Source organism: Streptomyces sp. NPDC050504 (assembly GCF_044458065.1).
GTDB lineage: Bacteria > Actinomycetota > Actinomycetes > Streptomycetales > Streptomycetaceae > Streptomyces.
The window spans coordinates 547518-569393 of sequence record NZ_JBITHO010000004.1; the positions used below are offsets into that span (position 1 = coordinate 547518).

Below are 21876 nucleotides of genomic sequence, written 5' to 3' on the forward strand. Positions count from 1 at the left end.
CGGCGCGTATGTGCCGCTTTGCCGGGCACCACTGCCACAGTAAGTGGACATGGCCCATGTGCATGTGATCCTGAATCAGAAGGGCGGGGTGGGAAAGTCCACACTCGCCGTCAACCTCGCCGCCGTCACCGCCGACGTCCTGGGCGCGGGACAGGCCGGAGAGCGGCCCCCCGTGGTGGCCGTCTCCATCGATCCGCAGGGTTCGGCGGTCTGGTGGTCGGAGCGGGTCGGCGAGCAGCTGCCCTTCGACTTCGTCCAGGCGCACGACGACCTCGCGGGGCTCGCCGCGCTCTCCCGCATCCCCTCGGCCCGGCACGTCTTCGTGGACACGCCCGGCTGGCTGGACCTCGCCGCCTCCGACCGCGAGGACCCGCTGGGCGACGGCCCTGCGGCGGACGCGCTGCGCGCGGTCCTCGGCAACGCGACCGACGTGATCGTGCCCATCGAGCCCGAGCCGCTGGGCTTCCAGCCCACGCAGCGGACCGTGGAGCGGGTGGTGAAGCCGCGCGGGCTGCCGTTCCGGGTGGTCGTCAACAACTGGGACCCGCGCGACGGCAGGTCCGACCTGGAGCAGACCAGGGCGTTCGTCCAGGCGCAGGGCTGGCCGCTGGCCAGGACCGTGGTGCGCCACTACAAGCTGCACACCCGCGCATCGGCCGACGGTCTCGTCGTCACGCAGTACGGCGCGAACAAGGTGGCGCTCCAGGCCCGCGAGGACTTCTTCCGGCTCGCCCTGGAGGTGGGCCTGGCCGTGGTCCCGGCCCCGGCGAAGCGCCGCGGGGCGCGGAAGAAGGCGTCCGTCTGATGGGCCGCCGCACCGACCTCGCCTCGCTGCTCTCCCCCGGCGCGCCCGCGGGGCCCGGGGTCCCGGTCCCCCGGAGCACGTACTCGCTGACCGTCCCGCTCACCGATCTCGCCGAGAACCCCGACAACCCGCGCCACGAGCTGCGCGACCTGGAGGGCCTGGCCGAGACGGTGCGCGAGCGCGGGGTGCTCCAGGCGCTCGGGGTGGTCTCGCGGGGCGCGTTCCTCGCGGTGCGCCCGCAGCACGCACAGGCCGTCGGGGACGCGCCGTACGTCGTGCTGCACGGCCACCGCAGACTGGCGGCTGCGCGCCTGGCGGGGCTGCGCGAAGTGCCCGTGCTCGTACGGGAGGACGCGACGCGCACCGACGAGGACGCGCTGATCGAGAACCTCCAGCGGGACGACCTCACCGAGCTGGAGCAGGCGCAGGCCATCCAGGGGCTGATCGACGCGTACGGCTACTCGCAGCGGCAGGTCGCGGCGCGCATCGGCAGGACGCAGGGGTTCGTGTCGCAGCGGCTGTCGCTGATGAGGCTGCGCGAGGACCTGCGGCTGGCGCTGGCGGACGGGCTGGTGTCGGTGGAGGACGCGCGGCGCATCGCGCGGCTGCCGCACGAGGAGCAGGCGCTGCCGGGGGCGGACGCGGCGGCGCCGGTCGCGGTGCCGAAGGCCCGGCGCGATTACGCCGTAATCAAATTGTCGGCCCGGACCACGCCGGAGAGCGTCGCGGACGAGCTGCGCCGGCACCTGTCGCCCGCGGTGCTTGAGCGGCTGCTGGAGCTGCTGCGGAGCCCGTGACGCGGCGGACGTACGGAAGGGCTCGTGACGCGGCGGACGCGCGAAAGGGCCCGGTCCGCACGGCGGACCGGGCCCTTCCCCCGCGTACTAGTAGATCGGCTTCTCGGGCTCGATCTGGTTGACCCAGCCGATCACGCCGCCGCCCACGTGCACCGCGTCGGCGAAGCCCGCCGACTTGAGGACCGCGAGGACCTCGGCGGAGCGGACGCCCGTCTTGCAGTGCAGGACGATGCGCTTGTCCTGCGGGAGGTCCTGGAGGGCGGTGCCCATCAGGAACTCGCCCTTCGGGATCAGCTTGGCGCCCGGGATCGAGACGATCTCGTACTCGTTCTTCTCGCGGACGTCGATGATCTCGATCTTCTCGTCGGCGTCGATCCACTCCTTGAGCTGCGCGGGAGTGATCGTCGAACCGGCCGCCGCCTCCTGGGCCTCCTCGGAGACGACGCCGCAGAAGGCCTCGTAGTCGATGAGTTCCGTGACGGTCGGGTTCTCGCCGCACACCGCGCAGTTGGGGTCCTTGCGCACCTTCACCTGGCGGTACTGCATCTCCAGGGCGTCGTAGATCATCAGGCGGCCGACCAGCGGGTCGCCGATGCCCGCGAGGAGCTTGATGGCCTCGTTGACCTGGATGGAGCCGATCGACGCGCAGAGCACGCCGAGCACGCCGCCCTCGGCGCAGGAGGGGACCATGCCCGGCGGCGGGGGCTCCGGGTAGAGGCAGCGGTAGCAGGGGCCGTGCTCGGACCAGAAGACCGAGGCCTGGCCGTCGAAGCGGTAGATGGAGCCCCACACGTACGGCTTGTTGAGCAGCACGCACGCGTCGTTGACCAGGTAGCGGGTGGCGAAGTTGTCCGTGCCGTCCACGATCAGGTCGTACTGGGAGAAGATCTCCATCACGTTCTCGGCTTCGAGCCGCTCTTCGTGCAGGATCACGTTCACGTACGGGTTGATGCCCTTGACCGTGTCGCGGGCGGACTCCGCCTTCGACCGGCCGATGTCGGCCTGGCTGTGGATGATCTGGCGCTGCAGGTTCGACTCGTCGACCTCGTCGAACTCCACGATTCCCAGCGTGCCGACACCGGCCGCGGCCAGGTACATCAGCGCGGGCGAGCCGAGGCCGCCCGCGCCGACGGCGAGGACCTTGGCGTTCTTCAGCCGCTTCTGCCCGTCCATCCCGACGTCCGGGATGATCAGGTGGCGGGAGTACCGGCGGACCTCGTCGACGGTGAGCTCAGCGGCTGGCTCGACCAGGGGTGGCAGTGACACGGAGACCTCAGCAATGGTCGGTACCTACGTACGGTTGTTCTCCGCGTAACACTGCCACGGCCCTTCTCATTCCGAGACACCTGTTCCGATCCGCGAGACGATTTCGTCCCAGTAGCCGGGCAGGGTGTCAAATGGGTCCATTTGTCCGCCCCGGTCGCTGTGGTCGGTGAAGAAGATCGTCCCCGCGCCCTGCCAGCGCGCGATCCTCAGGGCCTCCTCCAGGTGGGTGCGGGGCACGCCGTGCACGAGGTGCGCGAAGCGCTCGGGCGGGTGCTCGGCGGTCCACTGGGCCGCCTGCGACCAGCGGTAGTCCGTCCAGGGGCCGGAGAAGGTGACCAACTGGTCGGCCAGGTCGGCGTATCCGGGGTGCGGATGGGTGCCGTGGCCGAGGACCAGGTGGGTGCCCTCGCGCAGGGTGCGCAGGGTGCCGGTCGCGGTGCGGACGGCGGCCAGGTCGGCGCGGTCGACGGGGGCGCGGTCCAGCAGGAAGCCGTCGGCGCGGTACCAGTCGAGGTAGCGGTGCGCGTCGCCGACGACCTCGCCCAGGTCGCGGGCGCCGTGCACCAGGTCGATCCGGCCCAGCACCTTGACCCCGGCGTTGCCGAGCCGCCCCGCCGCCTCCAGGCAGTGCGGATCGGGGCGGGCACCCGGGCCGTTCGCGACGTCCAGGACCGCCCAGTCCAGCGGGGTGCCCGGACGGGTCAACTCGGCCCATTCGACGGGCGCGACCAGCGGGTGGGCGTAGCCGGGGACCCCGAAGCGCAGCCGGGCGCCGCCGGTCGCCGAGGTCCGCGCGGGCGGGGTGATCAGATGCGGCACGCCGCCTCCATCCAGATGTCCGCCAGGGACTCCTCCAGGTTGATGCGCGGCCGCCAGCCGAGCCGGTCGCGCGCGGTGCGCACGTCCGCCTGCTGCCAGGCGCCGCAGCCGTCGGGGTACGGGGTGGGGGCGGCCGCGAGGTGTTCCATCACGGAGTCGGGGGCGGTGCGCGGCGGGCCGATCACCGAGCGCATCTGCGGGGGCGGCGGGGCGGACGCCGGGTCCAGCTCGTGCAGCACGCCCGTGTACCCGGCGACGCGGGCCAGGACCGCCGCCGCGTCGCGGAGCCGTACGGTGCGGCCCGTCCCGATGTTGACGATGCCCTGCGCGGCGGAGAGCGAGGCGGCGTGCACGGCGCGCGCCACGTCCCGCACGTCCACGAAGTCGCGCTGCACGGTCAGCCCGCCGAGCTTCAGCTCGCCGTCGCCCGCCTGCATCGCGCGGCGCATGGCCTCGGCGAGCCTGCCGAGCGGGGAGCCCGCCGGGGTGCCGGGGCCGACCGGTGAGAAGACCCGCAGCACGACGGCGTCGAGCCCGGAGCCCAGCACCAGTTCGGTCGCGGCGAGCTTGGACACGCCGTAGGGGCCGCCGGGGCGCGGGATGGCGTCCTCCGGGGTGGACGAGCCCGGCTGGCTCGGCCCGTACTCGGAGGCGCAGCCCACCTGGACCATCCGCGCCCCGCAGCCGGAGCGGCGCAGCGCCTCGCAGACGGTGGCGACGGCGACGGTGTTGTGCCGGGTCAGCTCGCGGGCGCCGCCCCGGGTGGCGCCCGCGCAGTTGACCACGACGTTGGGGTGGACGGCGTCCAGGAACCGCGTCAGGGCTCCGGGACTGCCGGTCGCGAGGTCGAAGCGGACGTCGGCGTCGTCGCCCCGGCCGAGGGCCGTGAGGTGGACGGCGGGGTCGGCGAGGAGCCGGTCGGCGACGAAGCGGCCGAGGAATCCATTGGCACCGAGAAGCAGCACCCTCATCGCGCGTCTCCTCCTCGGTGCCGACGGGAAGGTCGGGAGGGCAGCAGGGGTTGGGGGGTCATCTCTCTTACTCCTTGAGGGTGGTGGGTGGTGCGGGTCCACGCGGAGTCGGCTTCCGCGGTGGTCGGTGGGCGGCCCGCGGGGTGCGGACCTGGCCGCTCAGCCCGTGTGGGCCGATGCGCGCGAGAGCTTCACCGCGGCGTGGCCGAGCAGCCAGGCGGCGGCCGCCGCGCAGGCGGCGAGCTGTACGGCGCCGACGCCCCAGGCCTGCGTGACGGCGTCCGCCGGGGCGGCGAGCGGGTCGCAGCCGGGGAGCCGGCCCGCCAGCAGGAGCGCGGGGACGGCCGCCTCGGCGGCGCAGGCGGCGGCGAGCCCGGCGGCCGCGGTGCCGGGGAAGCCGTGGACGGTCAGCAGGCGGGCGAGGAAGAGGAGCGCCCCGAGGGCGACGGCGGACGCGGGGGCGCCGAGCGGGACCAGGATCGCGGTGAGCGCGAGGACGAAGAGCGCGACGACGAAGAGCAGCAGGGGGCGGGCGCCCGCCGCGAACTCCGCCAGGCCCCTGCTGCCGGTGAGCCTGCGTCTGGCGCGTACGGAGAACAGGTGCGCGCACCAGGCGGCGGGGGCCACGGCGAGGGCGAGGCCCAGGAGCGGGACGGTCCTGGCGGGCCAGGAGCCGTCGGGCCCGCCGCTGCCGACCTGGGCGACGAGCCCGTCGCCGTACACCGCGAAGGCGAGCAGCCAGCAGGTCCACGGCAGGGCGGCCGGGGCCGTACGACCGGGGGCGCGCAGCGGTCCGTGGCGCAGCGCGGGCCACAGGCAGCCGACCGCCAGGAGTGCGGCCGTGCCCCCGACGGCGTGGGCGCCGGGAACGGGGAGCGGGCCGTCGGCGAGGCGCGGCGCGAGGGCGGCGAGGGCGGCCGCGGCGCCGGGCAGCAGGGTGAGGACGGGCCAACTGACGGCGGGCACGGGAGTGTTGTCGCTTCCGTCGCCCTTCGCCCCGGCCCCGTCGGCCGGCTCGGCGCGGTGCTGGACGCGGGCGTACAGCTCCTCGGCGAGCGAGAAGACGTCGCGGTGCCGGAAGCGGGCGGCGGTGCGGTCGGTGATGCCGTGGGCTTCGAGCCCGGCGGCGATCTCCAGGGGGTCGACGGCGCGTTCGCACAGCGCGCGGTGCCGGTGCAGCAGCGCTTTGACGGGGTCGGCGGGGCCGCGCCCCGTGGGAGCGGGGGTCGGCGCGGGGGCGGCTCCGTCGGGGACGGATCCGCCCGGGGCCGGGGGGACTTCACCGGCGGGAGCGGGGGGAGCAGCGGGATCCGGTTCGAGAGCTGGTCCGAGATCCGGTTCGAGGTCGTCGCGGGCCGGGGCGGGGGCCGGGACAGGGGCGGGGGCGGGGACGCCGGCGCCGAGGGCCCGCGCGCCCCGGCCGGAAGCGCGGCGGCCGGAGGCGGGGGCGCTCATGCGCGGGCTCCCGTCGCGGTCGCGGCGGACCGGCGCGGGGCGTCGGCGGCGGTCCAGCGGCCCGCGACGTGGGCCTCGGGAGGGGTGGCGAAGGGCAGTGGCGTGCCGTCGTCGTCCAGGGCCTCGCGGCGCACCGGGGACCTGGACATCAGCTCCAGGTAGATCGCGCGGAACGCCGCGGTGTTCTGCTCGACCGTGAACAGTTCCAGCGCCCTGGCCCGCGCCGCCGCGCCCAGCCGCTCGCGCCGCTCGGGGTCGCGCAGCAGGGCGAGGCAGGAGTCGGCGAGGGCGCGCGGGTTGCGGGGCGGTACGACCAGGCCGGTGCCGCCGATGACCTCGACGACGGCCCCGACGTCCGTCGACACGGTGGCCCGGCCGCAGAGCATCGCCTCGACGAGGCTGATCGGGAACCCCTCGACGACGCTGGAGAGGACGACCACGCCGCCCGCCGCGTAGGCGTCGGCCGCGTCGGGGACCTCGGGGTCGCCGATCGCCTCGAAGGAGACGGGGTCCTCACCGACGGCGTGCGGCCCGGCCGCCTCGGCGGGGAAGAGCCGCTCGGCGAGGGCGCGGCAGTGGGCGAGGTAGGTCGCGGAGCCGGGCCCGTGGGCGGGCGCGCCGATGATCCGCAGCCGGGCGCCCGGCGCCTCCGCGCGGACCTCGGCGAAGGCGTGCAGCAGCGCGATCAGGTCCTTGGCGGGCTCGATCCTGCCGACCCACACCAGTGTGTCCGGGTCGCCGCCGTCGCCGCTCTCGCCGACGGTGGCGAAGCGCTCGGCGGGCATGCCGGGGTAGACGGTGCGCAGCTTGGCGCGGTCGGCGCCGCACCGCTCCTGCCAGCGGCGCGCGTGGGCGTTGCCCGGCGTGACGAGGTCGGCCGCCGCGTACACCTCGGCGGCGAGGCGCCGTTGGAACCCGGCGAGCATGCCGCGCAGGGGGCCGGGTTCGCCCGCGGCCGAGAGGTAGTGCGCGCGCACCCGCACGCCGTACTCCGTGACCAGCAGCGGAACCCCGAAGAAGCGTTTGGCCAACAGACCGGGCAGCGCGGCGGACCCGCCGCCCGCCGCGTGGCAGAGGTCGACGCCGCCGAGCCCTTCCCCGGCCGCGTCCCCCGCGCCGTACCAGTCGAGCGAGAGCGGCCGCAGGGCGCGCTCCAGGCGGTCGGCGAAGACCAGGTGGTCGGGGACGGTGGCGCCCCGCACGGCGCGCGGCGCGCCGGGCGCGCGGCAGGCGGCCTCCATGACGCGCACGGCGGGTTCGGAGCGGAGCGCCGCGCGGAGCCCGCCGCGCTCGCGGCCCAGTTCGGCGAGGCCGTAGAGGCCGGTGGCGAAGTCGCCGTCGAGGAGTTCGCGCAGGAGCGCGGCGAACGCGCGCCGGTCGCGCCGTCCGAGGGAGCGGCCGTCGTCGGCGGGGGCCCAGAGCGGGGCGGTGCGCACCTCGCGCACCTGCGGCGGCAGCGCGACCCAGCCGCGCTCCTCCTGCGCGGCGCTGCGGCTCAGGGCGTACACGTCGAACTCGTGGTGCGCGAGCCCGCGCACGAGCCGGTCGCACCAGAGCCTGGACTCACCCGTGGCATACGGATAGCCACCGTCCGTGAGCAGTCCGATCCGCACGAGCACACCCCCGATCTCCCTTGTGGACGGCCACCGTTGTGCCGGTGGCGTTCAGCGGGACGAACGTATGCGGACATGCCGGTGGCGCGATGGACGGTTGTCCATCGCGCCACCGAAAGGGGTGAATAGACGTAACTTTCCCGCACGGGTGGCGTTCCGTCGCGCTAAAGAGAACACCCGTGACGGAGAGTCAGGCCACGGCCAGCTTCCGTCGCGCCGCCCTGCGCTCGGCGGCGACGCCGGGGTCGAGCGAGGGGACGGAGGCGAGCAGCTTCCTCGTGTACGCGTCGCGCGGCGCACCGTACACCTCGTCGGCGCTCCCCTGCTCCACGATCCGGCCCTGCCGCATCACCGCGACGCGGTCGCTGACCTCGCGCACGACGGCGAGGTCGTGTGCGACGAAGACCAGCGCGATGCCCATCTCGCGCTGCAACTCCCGCAGCAGCGCGACGACTTGGGCCTGCGTCGTGACGTCGAGCGCGGAGACCGGCTCGTCGCAGACGATGAGCCTGGGCTCGGCGGCGAGCGCGCGGGCGATGCCGATGCGCTGGCGCTGGCCGCCGCTGAACTCGTGCGGATAGGCGTCGTAGCGGCCCGCGTCGAGCCCGACGCGCTCCAGCAGTCCGCCGACCCGCTCCCGGACCAGTTCCTCCTCCTTGACCCCGGCGGCGCGCAGCGGGTCGGCGACGGACTCGCCGATGCTGCGGCGCGGGTTGAGCGAGGAGACGGGGTCCTGGAACACCATCTGGAGGGCGCGCGGGGGCGGCGGCGCGGTGCTCCCCTCGTACCGGATCTCCCCCGAGGTGGGCTCCAGGAGCCGTACGAGCATCCGCCCCAGCGTGGTCTTGCCGCTGCCGCTCTCCCCGACGATGCCGAGGGTCCGCGCCGCGTCGAGCGTGAACGAGACGTCGTCCACGGCGGTCAGCTTCTGCCTCCCGCGCCCGAACTCGCGCCCCAGTCCCCTCACTTCGATGAGCGGGGGCGGCGCTTCGTCCGGGCCCTCGCGCCCTGCGGCGTCCTTCAGGAGCGGGACCGAAGACCTGCCGGGGGCGACGGCGCCGGACGACGCCCGGTCCACCCTCGGCACCGCCGCCAACAGCTCCTTGGTGTACGTCTCCTGGGGCGCGCCGAGCACCCGGGCCACCGGCCCGCGCTCGACCTCCCGTCCGCCCCGCATCACCAGCACCTCGTCGACCGACTCGGCCGCCACCCCCACGTCGTGGGTGACGAGCAGCAGCCCCATCCCGGTCTCGGTGCGCAGCTCGTGCAGCAGGTCGAGGACCTGGGCCTGGACGGTCACGTCCAGCGCGGTCGTCGGCTCGTCGGCGATCAGGAGCGCGGGCTCGCAGGACAGCGCCATGGCGATCAGCACCCGCTGCCGCATGCCGCCGGAGAACTCGTGCGGCCGCGACCGCGAGCGCCGTGCCGCGTCGGGGATCCCGACCCGGTCGAGCACCTCGACGGCCCGCGCGCGGGCGGCCCGCCGCGAGGCGCGGGTGTGCACCCGGTACACCTCGGCGATCTGGTCGCCGACCGCGAAGTACGGGTCCAGGGAGGAGAGCGGGTCCTGGAAGACCATCGCCGCCTTCCCGCCCCGCAGCCGCCGCAGCTGGGCCTCGTCCGCCGCGCCGACGTCCACGCCCGCGACCCGCACCGAGCCCTCGACGACGGCGCCGGTCCCCCGGTGCAGCCCCAGCAGGGCGTACGCGGAGGCGCTCTTGCCGCTCCCGCTCTCACCGACGACGCCCAGCGCCGCACCGGCCTCCAGCCGGAAGGAGAGCCCGTCGACGGCCCGCACGTCCCCGAAGGACACGGACAGCCCCTCGACCTCGACCAGCGCCGAGCCGTCGAAGGACGCGCCCCCGGTGGCCGTACCGCTGTCGGAAGTCGTCCCGCTCATGCCAGCACCACCCGTCGATCGGCCCACGCGTACACCGCGTCGGCCACCACATTGGCGACGACCACGAAGAAGCCCGTCACCAGCACCACGCCCACCACCACCGGCAGGTCGACCACCTTGACCGCGTGCACCAGTTCGTGGCCGAGTCCGGGGATTCCGAACAGCGCCTCGACCAGCAGCGCACCGCCGAAGAGCGAGCCGAGGTCGGCGGCGCTCAGCGAGACGACCGGGGCCACGGCCCCGCGCAGCGCGTGCCGTCCGACGATGGCCCGCTCACCGACGCCGTACGCGCGAAACGTCCGCACGTGGTCCTCGGCGAGCGTCTCCAGCATCGCGGCGCGGGTCAGCCGCGCGTACTTCGCGGCCTCCGCCAGCGCCAGCGTCAGCCAGGGCAGCAGCAGGTTCCACGCCCACTGCTCGGGGTCCTCGGTGAACGGCACGTACATCGGGAACGGCAGCAGCTGCGCGTACCCGCACACCACGATCATCAGCATCAGCCCGATGACGAAGACCGGAGTGGCGGTCCCCGCGAGCGTCAGGCCCGTCAGGAGGCGCTCGGTGGGCCGCCCGCGCCGCCAGGCGGAGAGGATGCCCGTGCCGACGCCGATGACCAGCCACAGCACCATCGACCCGAGGGCGAGCGAGCCCGTCGCGGGCAGCTTGTCCCAGATGATCCCGGCGACCTGCTGGTCGTTCTGGTACGACAGTCCCAGGCAGGGCGCGGCGCAGTGCTCGGTGCCGGTGCCCGAGGAGTAGTCGCGTCCGGCGACCAGTCCTTCCAGGAAGTGCCAGTACTGCGCGTACAGCGGGTCGCCGAGCTGCAACTGCTCGTGGACCTGGGCCACTTGGGCGGGCGAGCAGCGCGGCCCGCAGGCCAGCTGGGCGACGTCGCCCGGGGCGACGTAGAACACCGCGTAGACGAAGACCGAGAGCACCAGCAGGACGAAGGCGGCTCCGGCGAGCCTGCGCGCGAGGAAGAGGAGCGCCCTCATGCCTTGGCCTCCCTCTTGCGTCCCGTGCCGACCTTCAGCCGGGAGGCCGCGCGCGGGTCGAGCGCGGTGCGCACCCCGTCGCCGAACACGGTGAGGGCGAGCACGGTCACGAACAGCAGCCCTGCGGGCAGCAGCAGGTAGGTGGGCGCCGCCTGGTACCAGACGTCGGCCTCGGTGAGCATCTGTCCCCAGGACGGCGTGGGCGGCTTGACGCCGACGCCGAGGAAGGAGAGCGACGCCTCGATGGCGATGTTCTGCGGGACGAGCAGCGCGGAGTAGGTGATGACCGGCGCCGCCAGCGCGGGCAGCAGCTCGCGGCGGGCGATGGAGAACGTGCCGCGCCCGCTGAGCCGCGCGGCCGACACGTAGTCGCGTTCGCGCAGGCTGAGCGTCTGGGCCCGGACGATCTTGGCGATGCTGCCCCAGGCGACGAGGCCGATGATCAGCGAGACCAGCACCGGGCGGGGGAAGTCGCCCGGTACGACGGTGAGCAGCGCGAGCGCCATCACCGTCAGCGGCATCGCGATGATGACGTCGGCGATGCCGCTGAGCAGCCGGTCGGCGAGCTGGTTGCCGAGTCCGGCGGCGAGGCCGACGGTGACTCCGATGAGCACCTGCACGACGGTCGCGCCGAGCGCGACGGCCAGCGAGACCCGGGCGCCGTAGACGATCCGGGCGAACAGGTCGCGTCCGGTGCCGGGTTCGACGCCGAGCCAGTGGTCGCCCGAGATGCCGCCCCAGTCGCCGAGCGGCGCGCCGCCGGCGGCCGAGTCGACGAGGTCCGGGTGGAACGAGGTGGCGTCCTGCCCGGAGAGTGCGGTGAGCAGCGGCGCGGCGAGCGCGACGAGGACGAGGAGCGCCACGACGGCGCCCGCGGCGACGGCGGCGCGCTGGGCGCGCAGCCGTCGCCAGAAGAGACGGGCCCCGGACGCGGGGGCGACGGCCTGCGCCGCCCCCGCTTCCGTGGCCGACAGGGCCTGGCTCACGCTCACTTCACCGAGACCTGCGAGACGTCGAGGACGCCGGTCCAGTTGCTGATGACGACGTTCTTGACGCTCTTGCCGAACAGCCGCTTGTAGACCGGGTGGAAGAGCGGGACGGTCAGGGCCTGCTCGCCGATCTTCTTGTCGAGCGCGCCCCAGCGGGCGGCGGCGGCTTCGAGGTCGGTGAGCTTGTTGATCTCGTCGATCTCGTCGTTGACCGCCTTGTCGTTCAGGAAGGCGGAGTTGAAGTTGTAGCCGTCCTTGACGATCTGGCGGCCGTCGAAGATCGGCGCGATGAACGGGCCGCCCGAGGGCCAGTCGGCGCCCCAGTGGGCGAGGAAGAGGCCGGGCTCGTCCTTGGCGCTGTGCACCTTGTCGGAGTAGTCGTTCTCCTCCAGGCCCTGGAGCTTGACGGTGATCCCGGCCTTCTTGAGGGCGTCCTGGAGCGCGGTGGCGATCTCCGGGCTGGTCTCGAAGTCCTGGGCGTTGGAGTGGGTCAGCGTGATGGTGAGGCCCCCCGGGTGCCCGGCCTCCTTCAGCAGCTGCTTGGCCTTCTCCGGGTCGCCGGACTTGCCCGCGGGGAAGTGGTCGTAGGGCGTGTGTCCGAAGGACTTCTGGTTGGGCAGGAAGGTGGTGGCGGCCTCGGCGAGCGAGGAGCCGCCGGCCGCGTTGACGACGGTGGTGCGGTCCACCGCGTAGGAGATCGCCTGGCGCACCTTCGGGTTGTCGAAGGGCTTCACCTTCGGGTTGAAGGCGAGGTAGTTGGTGTAGCCGAAGTGGCCGGTGCCGACGCGCGCGGCGAGGCTCTTGTCGCCGTTGACCTTGGCCAGCTCGGCGGGGCCGAGGTTGGTGTCGGTGGTGACGGCGGCGGCGTCGGGGCCCTGCGAGGCGGAGAGCCGCTGGTTGATGACGGCGGAGTCGAGCCCGGAGCGGACGTCGACGCGGTCCGGGTAGGCCTTGCGCTCGGCGTCGGTGGCGGCCGACCAGTGCGGGTTGCGCTCCAGGATCAGGCGCTGCCCGTCGCCCTCGTTCTTGACGACCTTGTAGGGGCCGGAGGAGACCGGGTGCTGCTCGTACTTGGTGCCGGTGTCCTTGGCCTTGGGCACGGGCGTGGTCTGGGTCTGGGTCGCCAGGAAGGGGAACTCGCCCTCGGGCTTGTTCAGGTGGAAGACGATGGTCCTGGCGTCGGGCACCTCGATCGAGGCGAGGCCCTTCTTGTCCTTGTACGGGCCCTGGTAGTCGGCGCCGCCGATCAGCCAGTCCCTCAAGTAGGGGGCGCCGCCGGAGAGTTCGGCGGCGAAGGAGCGCTCGATGCCGTACTTGACGTCGGCGCTGGTGATCGGCGTCCCGTCCTCGTACTTCAGCCCCTCCTTGAGGGTGTACGTCCAGACGGTGGCGTTCTTGCTGGGCTTGCCGAGGTCGGTGGCGAGGTCGGGCACGACCTTGGCGCCGGCCTCGCCGTCCTCCCGGTTGCGGGTGGTCAGCGTGCGGAACACCAGCGAGGGGACGTTGCCGCCGCCCGAGGTGTAGAGCCGCGCGGGGTCGAAGTCCTCCTGCGGCCTGGAGTTGAGGATGGTGAGGGTGCCGCCGCGCTGCGGCTTGCCGTCGGCGGAGCCGGTGGACTTGGCGCCGCTGTCCTCGGGACCGCAGGCTGCGGCGCCCGCGGCGAGAACGACGCTGACGGAGGCCGCGGCCACGCGGCGCGATATGACGGACGACGGTCGACGCATCGGAGAAGTACCTCTCGGTGTACTGCACGGCAGGAGGGAGACGGATCTCCCGCAGGCGTGGGCGCACCGGAAGGGACCGGGAGGGTCCTGGGTACCTGGTGGGCATGCGTACATGCGAAATGCCGCGCCTGCGGGCGGGAAGTGCCCAGGGCGCGGCGAGGTGAAGAAGGCTCGTCGCTCCGGGCAGGCGTCAGCGACAGTGGATGTCGGCCACGCTGTGCCCGGTCACACCGATGAGCGCCAGCTCGATGGCGGCGCTCGTGAAGGTGGTGTGGCGGTGCGACATGCCGAGAAATATGGACGATGTCCGCGCATAAGTCAACGCGATATGAGACACCAGTCTCAATTACCGGGAAACGGCCAGGCGTTGGGCCTGCACTTCGCCCCGTCGGTCTCCAGCGTCTTGGTCTGCTGCATCATCACGGGAGCGAGCGCGCCGCTCTTCGGGCAGCCCTCGTGGTCGCGCCCGAGCCGGTGCCCGACCTCGTGGTTGATCAGCATCTGGCGGTAGACGAACATCTGCTTGCCGAGGCCGTAGGGCTCGGCGCCCTGCGCCCACCGGTAGGCGTTGATCATCACGCGCGGGGTCGCGGCCGAGTCGCAGGACACGTTCATCTGGACCGTGTCGAGGTCGGACTTGGCGCACCAGACGCCGGTGGTCCCGGGGCTGGCGAGCGTGATCACGAAGTCGGGTTCGCCCTTCGATATCCGCTCGAAGGTGACCTTGCCGCCGTGCGCCCAGCTCCTGGGGTCGTTGAGGGTCTTCTGGACGGCCTCCGCGAACAGCGCGGCGTCCAGCGCGAGCCCCTTCTCGATGTCGACGCGGTAGCGGTACTTCTCCCCGGCGCCCGGCGCCTTGTCGGCGCCCGGCACCGTCTGGAACTTGCCGGACCCGGTGAGCCTGGCCGCGAGCGGGTAGGGCCGCTCCATCTTCTGCTCGTACGTGAGCACCGGCGTCCGGACCGGAGGGGCGGCGGGCGCGGGCCGCTCCTGGTGGCGCGAGGTGCCGATGGTGTCCCGGTCGACGGGGCCCGCGGCCGCCGCTCCGGCCTTGCCGTCGCCGCCGTCCTCCACCTGGCCCGCCACGACGGCGGCGAGCACTGCGGTGACCACGGCGGCGGCCACGCCGACGTACAGGCGGCCCCGGCCGCCGCGCCTGGCGGCCTTGCGCCGCCCGGGGGCCGTCGGCCCGTCGAACTCCGCTTCGGCGTCCCACTCGGTGACCGACGCGTAGGGGTCGCGGGGCGCGGGGGCGGCCCCTGCGGACGAGCCGGACGGGCCGGACGAACCGGGCGGGGCGGTGGCCTGCGCGGCGGGTGCGGTGCGGGGGCCGGGGATCCGGGCCGCGCCGGAGGCCGCGGGGCGCGGGGCGCGGGATCCGCCCTGCCAGGGCGCGTACCGCTCGGGCGCCGGGGCCTCGGGCGCCGTCCCCTCGGGGTGGCCGCCGCGCACGTCGGCGCCGGATCCGGAGAAGGGCTCGTGGGAGACGGGGACGTCGGACACCCGGGGGGCGGGCGGCGCGCCGCGCCTGCGGCGGCCGCTGCCGGGCGCCACGGAGACCGCGGCCGTCGGCTCGCCGTGCGTACCGCCGCCCTGCGCACCGCTGCCGCCGGGGCGCACGCCCTGGTCGGCGCCCTGGGGCGCGGGGCTCTTTCGGCTGTGTCGTCCCACGCCCGGGATCAGCTCCTACCGCGTTCGTCCAGCATGTCCCGGAAGGCCGTGGCGACCGTCTCCGGGTACTCCATCATCGCCACGTGTCCCGCGTCGGGCAGCGTGAGCAGCCGCGCGTCGCGGAAGGCCGTCGACGCCCTGCGCGCCATGCGGTACGAGACGAGCCGGTCCCGGCCCCCGTACACCAGCAGCGTCGGCGCGAGCACCCGCTCCGCCTGCCGCCACAGGCCGTGCTGCCCGCCCAGCGTGTAGGCGTCGACGATCCCGCGCGCGGAGCGCGTCATGGCGTCCCAGAAGTACGGCAGCCCCAGCCGCCGCTCCATCTCCTCGACGGCGGCCCTGAAGCCCTCGTCGGAGACCCGCGCGGGGTCCCCGTAACAGAGTGCCATGACTCCGCGGGTCCGCTGTTCGGCCGTCCAGTCCTTCGTCAGCCGCCCGAAGAGCGGGGCGACGCCGGGCACGGCCAGCAGGCCCGTCGGCACCGCCGTGCGCTGCACCCTGATCTCGGGCAGCGCGGGCGAGACCAGCGTCAGCGTGCGCACCAGGTCGGGCCGCACGGCGGCGACCCGGGTGGTCACGGCGCCGCCCAGCGAGTTGCCGAACAGGTGGACCGGGCCGCGCCCGCTCGCGTCGAGGAGGCGGATGACGGCCCTGGCGTGCGCGGTGACCGAGTAGTCGCGGTCGGCGGGCGGCGGGGAGTCCCCGAAGCCCGGCAGGTCGACCGCCTCGCAGTCGACGACGTCTTCGAGCAGCGGCATCAGCGCGGACCAGTTCTGCGAGGAACCGCCGAGGCCGTGCACGTAGAGGGCGGGGGCGAGGCCGTCGGCGACCGGGGGGCGGGACCGCACGGTGAGCGTCAGTCCCGGCAGCGCCACGGAGCGCAGCCGCTCCCCCTCCGCGACCCTGACGGCGCCCACCTTGGGCGCCACCGTGGCAGCGAGGGTTCCCGGCAGCTCGGTCGAAGACATGCGCCAATGTTACGAGACGATCACGCGGCGGTTTGTGTGTTCGCCGTCACAGATCGCATACTCGTAGGGAACAAGGGAAACAGGGAGACGCCATGACAGTGGACCCCACCGACCCGAGCACCTTCGACGAGTACGCCGAGTACGCCGAGGGCGCTGACGGCACCGTCGCCGAGCTGGACGCGGAGACCCCCGAGGCGGACGCCGTCGAGCAGCACGCGGAACTCCAGCCGCACCACGACGATCCCGTGGTCGGCTACGACCCGGCGGCGGCCGACGTCGCGGACGTCGCGGAGCAGGCCAGAGTGGTCGACCTGGACGAGGACGACTACCGCTGAGCACCGCTTCCGGCCGTTGTCGGCCGCGTCCCGGTCGCACGCGGACCACCCCCCGTACGGGCGCCTGACTGCTGAGACACGACTACCGCTGAGGGCGCCTTCGTGAAATTCTGCGTCCCGCACCGCGCACGTTCGGGTTACTCAAAAGTACGATGGCGCACGCGGCACATCAGCGCACAACGAACGTGGGAGGCGGCGTGACAGCCATCGAGCAGACCGAGGCGGCGCGCCCGCGGGGCACCCGTCTCCCCCGCCGAGCCCGCAGGAACCAGCTCCTGGGCGCGGCGCAGGAGGTCTTCGTCGCGCAGGGCTACCACTCGGCGGCCATGGACGACATCGCGGAGCGCGCCGGAGTCAGCAAGCCGGTGCTCTACCAGCACTTCCCGGGCAAGCTGGAGCTCTACCTCGCGCTGCTGGACCAGCACTGCGAGGCGCTGCTGCTCGCGGTCCGCACGGCGCTGGCGTCGACGAGCGACAACAAGCTGCGCGTGGCCGCGACGATGGACGCCTACTTCGCGTACGTCCAGGACGAGGGCGGCGCCTTCCGCCTCGTCTTCGAGTCCGACCTCACGAACGAGCCCGCCGTGCGCGAGCGCGTGGACCGGGTGTCGCTCCAGTGCGCCGAGGCGATCTCCGACGTGATCGCGGAGGACACCGGCCTGTCCAAGGAGGAGTCGATGCTCCTCGCGGTGGGCCTCGGCGGCGTCTCGCAGGTCGTCGCCCGCTACTGGCTCTCCAGCGGCTCGTCGATCCCGCGCGACAAGGCGGTGCAGCTGCTCACCTCGCTCGCCTGGCGGGGCATCGCGGGCTTCCCGCTGCACCCGACCGACGCGCACTGACGTTCGCCCCGGCGCGCCCCGCCCCGGCCGCACCCCCGTTCCCGCGCGTTTCCCGGTTCATTCCCGGTCCTGTTCGCTCCTGGCGTTCGGTTCCGACCCCGGCCACCTCCCCGCACCGGGCTAATGTGGCTGCGTACGGCGCGGCTCACCGCGCGGAGACTGAGGTCGGAGGGACATAGCCGTGGAGGTCAAGATCGGTGTGCTGCACGCACCCCGGGAGATCGTTCTGGAGAGCGGGCAGTCTGCCGAGGACGTCGAGAGCGCGGTCGCGGCGGCACTCGCCGGCAAGGCGGCGCTGCTGAGCCTCACGGACGAGAAGGGTCGCAAGATCCTCGTACCGGCCGACCGCATCGCCTATGTGGAGATCGGCGAGCAGGCGCAGCGCAGGGTGGGCTTCGGCGCCCTGTAGCCCGCGGAACACGCTCCGAAACCCGAACGGCCCGGTGACTGTTGTCACCGGGCCGTTCAGGTGCGCGGGGTGCGGGGAGGGTTGCGTTCCGCGCACGCCGGGTAGTACGGGCTACGACCGACGCCCGCCCCGCAACTCGCGAGGTGACCGCAGTGATCTGGGAATTCCTCGGCTCCATGCTCATCGGACTGGCCCTCGGCTGGACCGCGTCCCACCGCCTGCCCGACCGGCTGCCCGCGCCCCGCGTGGTCCTGGCCACCGGCCCGGCGGGCGCGCTCTTCGGTGCCTATCTGACCCATGCGGCGCTCGGCCCCGGACACCTGACGGCCGCTCTCGTGGGCGCGGTGTCCGTCGGAGCCGTGTCGCTCTCGCTGCTGGTGCGGCCCGTGGGCCGCCGACTGGGACGGGCTGGCTTCTCCAGCCCGTCCCGCGTGTAGGGCCGCGGGTGCGCGCGTCAGGCGGCCAGGCCCAGCGCGGCCATGCGCTTGGTGTGCGCCTCGGTGATCCGCGAGAACATCCGTCCGACCTCGGCGAGGTCGAAGCCCGCCGCCATCCCGTCGACGCCGCCGACCAGCATCGTGGAGAGCGCGTCGCGGTCCGCGACCACCCGCTGGGCCTGCGACAGCGCCTCGCCCATCAGCCGCCTGGCCCACAGCGCGAGCCGCCCGCCGACCCTGGGCTCGGCCTCGATGGCGGCTCGCACCTTCTCGACCGCGAAGTTCCCGTGACCGGTGTCGTCCAGCACGCCGAGCACCAGCGAGCGGGTGTCGGAGTCGAGGCGGGCCGCGACCTCGCGGTAGAAGTCGCTGGCGATCGAGTCGCCCACGTACGCCTTGACCAGGCCCTCCAGCCAGTCGGACGGGGCGGTCTGGCGGTGGAAGTCGTCCAGCGCCTTGGCGAACGGCTCCATCGCGACGGTCGGCTCGGCGTCGATCGCGGAGAGGCGGTCGCGCAGCCGCTCGAAGTGGTGGAACTCGGCGGAGGCCATCTTCGCCAGCTCCGCCTTGTCGCCCAGCGTCGGCGCCAGCTTGGCGTCCTCGGCGAGCCGCTCGAAGGCCGCCAGCTCGCCGTAGGCGAGCGCGCCCAGCAGGTCCACGACCGCGGCCCGGTACTGCGGCTCGGCGGAGGCCGCGGCCCAGTCGAGGGCGGCGATCCCGGTGTGCTCGGCGGCGGCTTCGGGGGTGCTCTCGGCAGCGGGTTCGGGGGCGGTGTCAGCGGCGGTGTCAGGCGTCTCCATGAAGCGCACAATAGCCCGCTCCCGGGCAGGTGTAAGGCCCAGGGCGAGCACGCCCACCACATCGTTCCTACGAATTCTCCCAACACACATGCGCGAATCCGGGGTACAGTGGTAAAGGGCTTGCCGAAGTGTGTATCGGCGGGCCGTCACGAATGAGGATGCCCGGTCGGTGGCCCGATCGGCTCCGACCCGACAGCCCTCTGGCCGGTCCGTACGCAGGCGTACGACCGCGGATGAGGGACCCTCAGCGACACGAGCGCTTGAGCGACGGCAGTGGTCCCGTGCCACCCGCCCGCCCATCCAAGGCGGCCGGACGACCTACGGCACGGTACGACCCCCGGCGTTCGCCTCGTTTCGCGTCCACAGAAGAGGCAGCACCCTGACTACGTTCCGAGACCTCGGGATCCTTCCCGAGACGGCCGAGGCCCTTGAGGCCGTCGGCATCACGTCCCCGTTCCCCATCCAGGAGATGACGCTCCCCGTCGCCCTCTCGGGCACCGACGTCATCGGCCAGGCCAAGACCGGCACCGGCAAGACCCTGGGCTTCGGCCTCCCGCTCCTGGAGCGGGTCACCGTCCCCGCGGACGTCGAGGCGGGCCGGGCCCAGCCCGGACAGCTGACCGACGCCCCGCAGGCCCTGGTCGTCGTCCCCACCCGCGAGCTGTGCACCCAGGTCACCAACGACCTGCTGACCGCGGGCAAGGTCCGCAACGTGCGGGTCCTCGCGATCTACGGCGGCCGGGCGTACGAGCCCCAGGTCGAGGCCCTCAAGAAGGGCGTCGACGTGATCGTCGGCACCCCGGGCCGCCTCCTGGACCTCGCGGGCCAGAAGAAGCTCGACCTCTCGCACGTCAAGGCGCTCGTCCTGGACGAGGCCGACGAGATGCTGGACCTGGGCTTCCTGCCGGACGTGGAGAAGATCATCAATCTTCTGCCGCCCCGGCGCCAGACCATGCTCTTCTCCGCGACGATGCCGGGCGCCGTCATCGGCCTCGCCCGCCGCTACATGTCGCAGCCCACGCACATCCGCGCCACCGCGCCGGACGACGAGGGCGCGACCGTGGCGAACATCTCGCAGCACGTGTACCGCGCGCACAACATGGACAAGCCCGAGATGGTCTCGCGCATCCTCCAGGCCGACGGCCGGGGCCTCGCGATGGTCTTCTGCCGCACGAAGCGCACGGCGGCCGACATCGCCGAGCAGCTCCAGCGGCGCGGCTTCGCCTCCGGCGCCGTCCACGGCGACCTCGGGCAGGGCGCCCGCGAGCAGGCGCTGCGCGCGTTCCGCAACGGCAAGGTCGACGTGCTGGTCTGCACCGACGTCGCCGCGCGCGGCATCGACGTCGAGGGCGTGACGCACGTCATCAACTACCAGTCCCCCGAGGACGAGAAGACCTACCTCCACCGCATCGGCCGCACCGGCCGCGCGGGCGCTTCGGGCACCGCGATCACGCTGGTCGACTGGGACGACATCCCGCGCTGGCAGCTGATCAACAAGGCGCTGGAGCTGGACTTCAACGACCCGGTGGAGACGTACTCCACGTCCCCGCACCTCTACGAGGAGCTGAGCATCCCCGAGGGCACCAAGGGCATCCTGCCGCGCGCCGAGCGCACGCGGGCGGGCCTGGGCGCCGAGGAGATCGAGGACCTGGGCGAGACGGGCGGGCGCGGTGCGTCGCGCACGGCCCCGAAGAAGGAAGAGGCCCCGGCCCGTACGCGCACCCCGCGCCAGCGTCGGCGCACGCGTGGCGGCTCGCCGGTGGCGGAGGGCGCGGAGGCGGCCGCGGCCGTGTCCGTGTCTGAGCCCTCGGCCGCGGAGGCCGAGGAGCCGCGTACGCCGCGGCGCCGGCGGACGCGGACGCGTACGGAGGCTTCGGCCACTGCTCCGGCTTCGGCTTCTGCCTCGGCTCCGGCGGAGGCCGCTCCGGTCTCCTCGGACGACGCGGAGCCCGCGAAGCCGCGGCGGCGTCGGACCCGCACGCGCACCCGCACCACGGAGGCGTAACCCGCCACCGGGACGCCAAGAGATCGCGCAGTGGTTCCCCGTGCCCCTTCAGGGGCGCGGGGAACCGCGCGTGAGCGGGGCACGCGCCGCGCGGGCGAAGGCGGCGCCCCCGGACCCGCGACAGCGCACCGTCCTCCCCGGGCGACGCGTCGCCCCCCTCGCCGTAGGCTCTGGGCATGAGCAGGCCCGCCACCTTCACGCCGCCCCCGTGCGCCCGCCCCCGCCCCCTGGACACCGCCCGCGGCGCCTTCGCCGTGCTGGACGCGGCCCCCACCGGCAGCCCCCGCGGCACCGTCCTCCTCCTGCCCGGGTACACCGGCAGCAAGGAGGACTTCGTCTCCCTCCTCGAACCCCTCGCGGCCGCCGGATACCGTGCGATCGCCGTCGACGGACGCGGACAGTACGAGACCCCGGGCCCAGCGGAGCCCGACCCGACCGCCTACGCCCAGCGGGAACTCGCCCGCGACGTCCTCGCCCAGGCCGCGGCCGTCCGCGCCGACGACGAGGGCTCCCCCGCCACCCCCCTGCACCTGCTCGGCCACTCCCTCGGCGGCCAGATCGCCCGCGCCGCGCTCCTCCTGGACCCGGCCCCCTTCGCGTCGCTCACCCTGATGTCGTCGGGCCCCGCCGAGGTCGCCCCGCTCCAGCGGGAGAAGCTCAAGCTGCTGGGCGACGCGCTCGCGGTGATGTCCATGGACCGGGTGTGGGACGCCATCCAGGCGATGGAACCGCCCGCCCCCGAAGACACGGCCACGGCCGCCGCGCCCCGGGACGACGCCGACGACCTGCGCAGGCGCTGGCTGCTGGGCGACCCCGCGCAGCTCGTCGCCACCGGCCGCCAGCTGGCCACCGAGCCCGACAGGGTCGACGAGCTGGCCGCCGTACCGCTGCCGAAGCACGTGCTGTCCGGGGAGCGCGACGACACCTGGGCCGTACCGCTGCTGGACGCGATGGCCGAGCGGCTGGGCGCGCACCGCACCGTCGTCGCGGGGGCCGAGCACTCCCCCAACACGGACCGGCCGGCCGAGACGGCCCGCGCCCTGCTCGCGTTCTGGGACTCGCTGCCCCGCTGAGAGCCGGT

Annotated in this window: 21 protein-coding genes; 8 read left to right on the forward strand and 13 right to left on the reverse strand. The window is 73.8% G+C overall.

Going from position 1 to position 21876, the window contains the following annotated elements; all coding sequences use genetic code 11:
- Positions 1-49 precede the first annotated feature (49 nt).
- Both ACIBNE_RS17715 and ACIBNE_RS17720 read left to right on the forward strand, forming a co-directional pair.
- Entirely contained in the window at positions 50-805 is a 756-nt protein-coding gene (locus ACIBNE_RS17715; protein WP_399272415.1) for a ParA family protein, read from the forward strand.
- A complete protein-coding gene (locus ACIBNE_RS17720) occupies positions 805-1602 on the forward strand; it encodes a ParB/RepB/Spo0J family partition protein (protein ID WP_399272417.1) in 798 nt (265 codons plus the stop codon). Before ACIBNE_RS17715 ends, ACIBNE_RS17720 begins: the two co-directional genes overlap by 1 nt.
- 87 nt (positions 1603-1689) lie before the next feature.
- Here the strand turns inward: ACIBNE_RS17720 and moeZ are convergent, their stop codons facing one another.
- The 12 genes from moeZ to ACIBNE_RS17780 all read right to left on the reverse strand — a co-directional run bounded on the left by moeZ (position 1690) and on the right by ACIBNE_RS17780 (position 15970).
- On the reverse strand, positions 1690-2868 hold the full coding sequence (gene moeZ / locus ACIBNE_RS17725) for an adenylyltransferase/sulfurtransferase MoeZ (RefSeq protein ID WP_399272419.1): 1179 nt from the start codon (positions 2866-2868) through the stop codon (positions 1690-1692).
- 66 nt (positions 2869-2934) lie between these two features.
- Complete coding sequence (locus ACIBNE_RS17730) at positions 2935-3687, reverse strand: spherulation-specific family 4 protein (RefSeq protein ID WP_399272420.1); 753 nt, start codon at positions 3685-3687, stop codon at positions 2935-2937.
- Positions 3675-4658, reverse strand: a complete 984-nt coding sequence (locus tag ACIBNE_RS17735) for an NAD-dependent epimerase/dehydratase family protein (protein WP_399272422.1) — start codon at positions 4656-4658, stop codon at positions 3675-3677. The genes ACIBNE_RS17730 and ACIBNE_RS17735 overlap by 13 nt, the downstream gene beginning before the upstream one ends.
- 159 nt (positions 4659-4817) lie before the next feature.
- Entirely contained in the window at positions 4818-6113 is a 1296-nt protein-coding gene (locus tag ACIBNE_RS17740; RefSeq protein WP_399272424.1) for a hypothetical protein, read from the reverse strand.
- Positions 6110-7732 carry a glycosyltransferase gene (locus ACIBNE_RS17745; RefSeq protein WP_399272425.1) on the reverse strand — a complete coding sequence of 541 codons (1623 nt, stop codon included), beginning with the start codon at positions 7730-7732 and terminating at the stop codon, positions 6110-6112. The genes ACIBNE_RS17740 and ACIBNE_RS17745 overlap by 4 nt, the downstream gene beginning before the upstream one ends.
- A 184-nt stretch (positions 7733-7916) precedes the next feature.
- Positions 7917-9626, reverse strand: a complete 1710-nt coding sequence (locus ACIBNE_RS17750) for a dipeptide ABC transporter ATP-binding protein (protein WP_399272427.1) — start codon at positions 9624-9626, stop codon at positions 7917-7919.
- On the reverse strand, positions 9623-10618 hold the full coding sequence (locus ACIBNE_RS17755; protein ID WP_399272429.1) for an ABC transporter permease: 996 nt from the start codon (positions 10616-10618) through the stop codon (positions 9623-9625). Before ACIBNE_RS17755 ends, ACIBNE_RS17750 begins: the two co-directional genes overlap by 4 nt.
- Entirely contained in the window at positions 10615-11604 is a 990-nt protein-coding gene (locus tag ACIBNE_RS17760; protein ID WP_399272431.1) for an ABC transporter permease, read from the reverse strand. Before ACIBNE_RS17760 ends, ACIBNE_RS17755 begins: the two co-directional genes overlap by 4 nt.
- Positions 11605-11606: 2 nt before the next feature.
- Complete coding sequence (locus ACIBNE_RS17765) at positions 11607-13331, reverse strand: ABC transporter substrate-binding protein (protein ID WP_399272433.1); 1725 nt, start codon at positions 13329-13331, stop codon at positions 11607-11609.
- A gap of 190 nt (positions 13332-13521) precedes the next feature.
- Positions 13522-13617, reverse strand: coding sequence for an Ms4533A family Cys-rich leader peptide (locus ACIBNE_RS17770; protein ID WP_399272435.1), 96 nt, complete (start codon positions 13615-13617; stop codon positions 13522-13524).
- Between the two features lie 56 nt (positions 13618-13673).
- A complete protein-coding gene (locus ACIBNE_RS17775; RefSeq protein WP_399272437.1) occupies positions 13674-15002 on the reverse strand; it encodes a DUF3152 domain-containing protein in 1329 nt (442 codons plus the stop codon).
- An 8-nt stretch (positions 15003-15010) separates the two neighbouring features.
- Complete coding sequence (locus ACIBNE_RS17780) at positions 15011-15970, reverse strand: alpha/beta fold hydrolase (protein ID WP_399272439.1); 960 nt, start codon at positions 15968-15970, stop codon at positions 15011-15013.
- 92 nt (positions 15971-16062) lie between these two features.
- Between ACIBNE_RS17780 and ACIBNE_RS17785 the strand changes: the two genes are divergently transcribed.
- The 4 genes from ACIBNE_RS17785 (at position 16063) to ACIBNE_RS17800 (ending at position 17990) form a co-directional block, all read left to right on the forward strand.
- A complete protein-coding gene (locus ACIBNE_RS17785; protein WP_399272441.1) occupies positions 16063-16305 on the forward strand; it encodes a hypothetical protein in 243 nt (80 codons plus the stop codon).
- A gap of 197 nt (positions 16306-16502) precedes the next feature.
- Positions 16503-17144, forward strand: coding sequence for a TetR/AcrR family transcriptional regulator (locus ACIBNE_RS17790; RefSeq protein ID WP_399272443.1), 642 nt, complete (start codon positions 16503-16505; stop codon positions 17142-17144).
- 181 nt (positions 17145-17325) lie between these two features.
- Positions 17326-17553: a DUF3107 domain-containing protein gene (locus ACIBNE_RS17795; protein WP_399272445.1), complete on the forward strand. Its 228-nt coding sequence runs from the start codon at positions 17326-17328 to the stop codon at positions 17551-17553.
- Between the two features lie 152 nt (positions 17554-17705).
- On the forward strand, positions 17706-17990 hold the full coding sequence (locus ACIBNE_RS17800; protein WP_399272448.1) for a hypothetical protein: 285 nt from the start codon (positions 17706-17708) through the stop codon (positions 17988-17990).
- Between the two features lie 17 nt (positions 17991-18007).
- On the opposite strand, the gene ACIBNE_RS17805 is transcribed toward ACIBNE_RS17800, so the two are convergent.
- On the reverse strand, positions 18008-18799 hold the full coding sequence (locus ACIBNE_RS17805; protein WP_399272450.1) for a ferritin-like fold-containing protein: 792 nt from the start codon (positions 18797-18799) through the stop codon (positions 18008-18010).
- A 460-nt stretch (positions 18800-19259) separates the two neighbouring features.
- Here ACIBNE_RS17805 and ACIBNE_RS17810 point away from each other — a divergent pair, with 460 nt between their 5' ends.
- Positions 19260-20795: a DEAD/DEAH box helicase gene (locus ACIBNE_RS17810; protein ID WP_399272452.1), complete on the forward strand. Its 1536-nt coding sequence runs from the start codon at positions 19260-19262 to the stop codon at positions 20793-20795.
- Positions 20796-20971: 176 nt separating this feature from the next.
- Positions 20972-21868: an alpha/beta fold hydrolase gene (locus ACIBNE_RS17815; RefSeq protein ID WP_399272454.1), complete on the forward strand. Its 897-nt coding sequence runs from the start codon at positions 20972-20974 to the stop codon at positions 21866-21868.
- The last annotated feature ends 8 nt before the right edge of the window (positions 21869-21876 follow it).

Coding starts and splice junctions, on each gene's coding strand:
- ACIBNE_RS17715 (WP_399272415.1), top strand. CDS start 50: ATGGCCCATGTGCATGTGATCCTGAATCAGAAGGGCGGGGTGGGAAAG.
- ACIBNE_RS17720 (WP_399272417.1), top strand. CDS start 805: ATGGGCCGCCGCACCGACCTCGCCTCGCTGCTCTCCCCCGGCGCGCCC.
- ACIBNE_RS17735 (WP_399272422.1), bottom strand. CDS start 4,658: ATGAGGGTGCTGCTTCTCGGTGCCAATGGATTCCTCGGCCGCTTCGTC.
- ACIBNE_RS17740 (WP_399272424.1), bottom strand. CDS start 6,113: ATGAGCGCCCCCGCCTCCGGCCGCCGCGCTTCCGGCCGGGGCGCGCGG.
- ACIBNE_RS17750 (WP_399272427.1), bottom strand. CDS start 9,626: ATGAGCGGGACGACTTCCGACAGCGGTACGGCCACCGGGGGCGCGTCC.
- ACIBNE_RS17755 (WP_399272429.1), bottom strand. CDS start 10,618: ATGAGGGCGCTCCTCTTCCTCGCGCGCAGGCTCGCCGGAGCCGCCTTC.
- ACIBNE_RS17765 (WP_399272433.1), bottom strand. CDS start 13,331: ATGCGTCGACCGTCGTCCGTCATATCGCGCCGCGTGGCCGCGGCCTCC.
- ACIBNE_RS17770 (WP_399272435.1), bottom strand. CDS start 13,617: ATGTCGCACCGCCACACCACCTTCACGAGCGCCGCCATCGAGCTGGCG.
- ACIBNE_RS17780 (WP_399272439.1), bottom strand. CDS start 15,970: ATGTCTTCGACCGAGCTGCCGGGAACCCTCGCTGCCACGGTGGCGCCC.
- ACIBNE_RS17785 (WP_399272441.1), top strand. CDS start 16,063: ATGACAGTGGACCCCACCGACCCGAGCACCTTCGACGAGTACGCCGAG.
- ACIBNE_RS17810 (WP_399272452.1), top strand. CDS start 19,260: ATGACGCTCCCCGTCGCCCTCTCGGGCACCGACGTCATCGGCCAGGCC.
- ACIBNE_RS17815 (WP_399272454.1), top strand. CDS start 20,972: ATGAGCAGGCCCGCCACCTTCACGCCGCCCCCGTGCGCCCGCCCCCGC.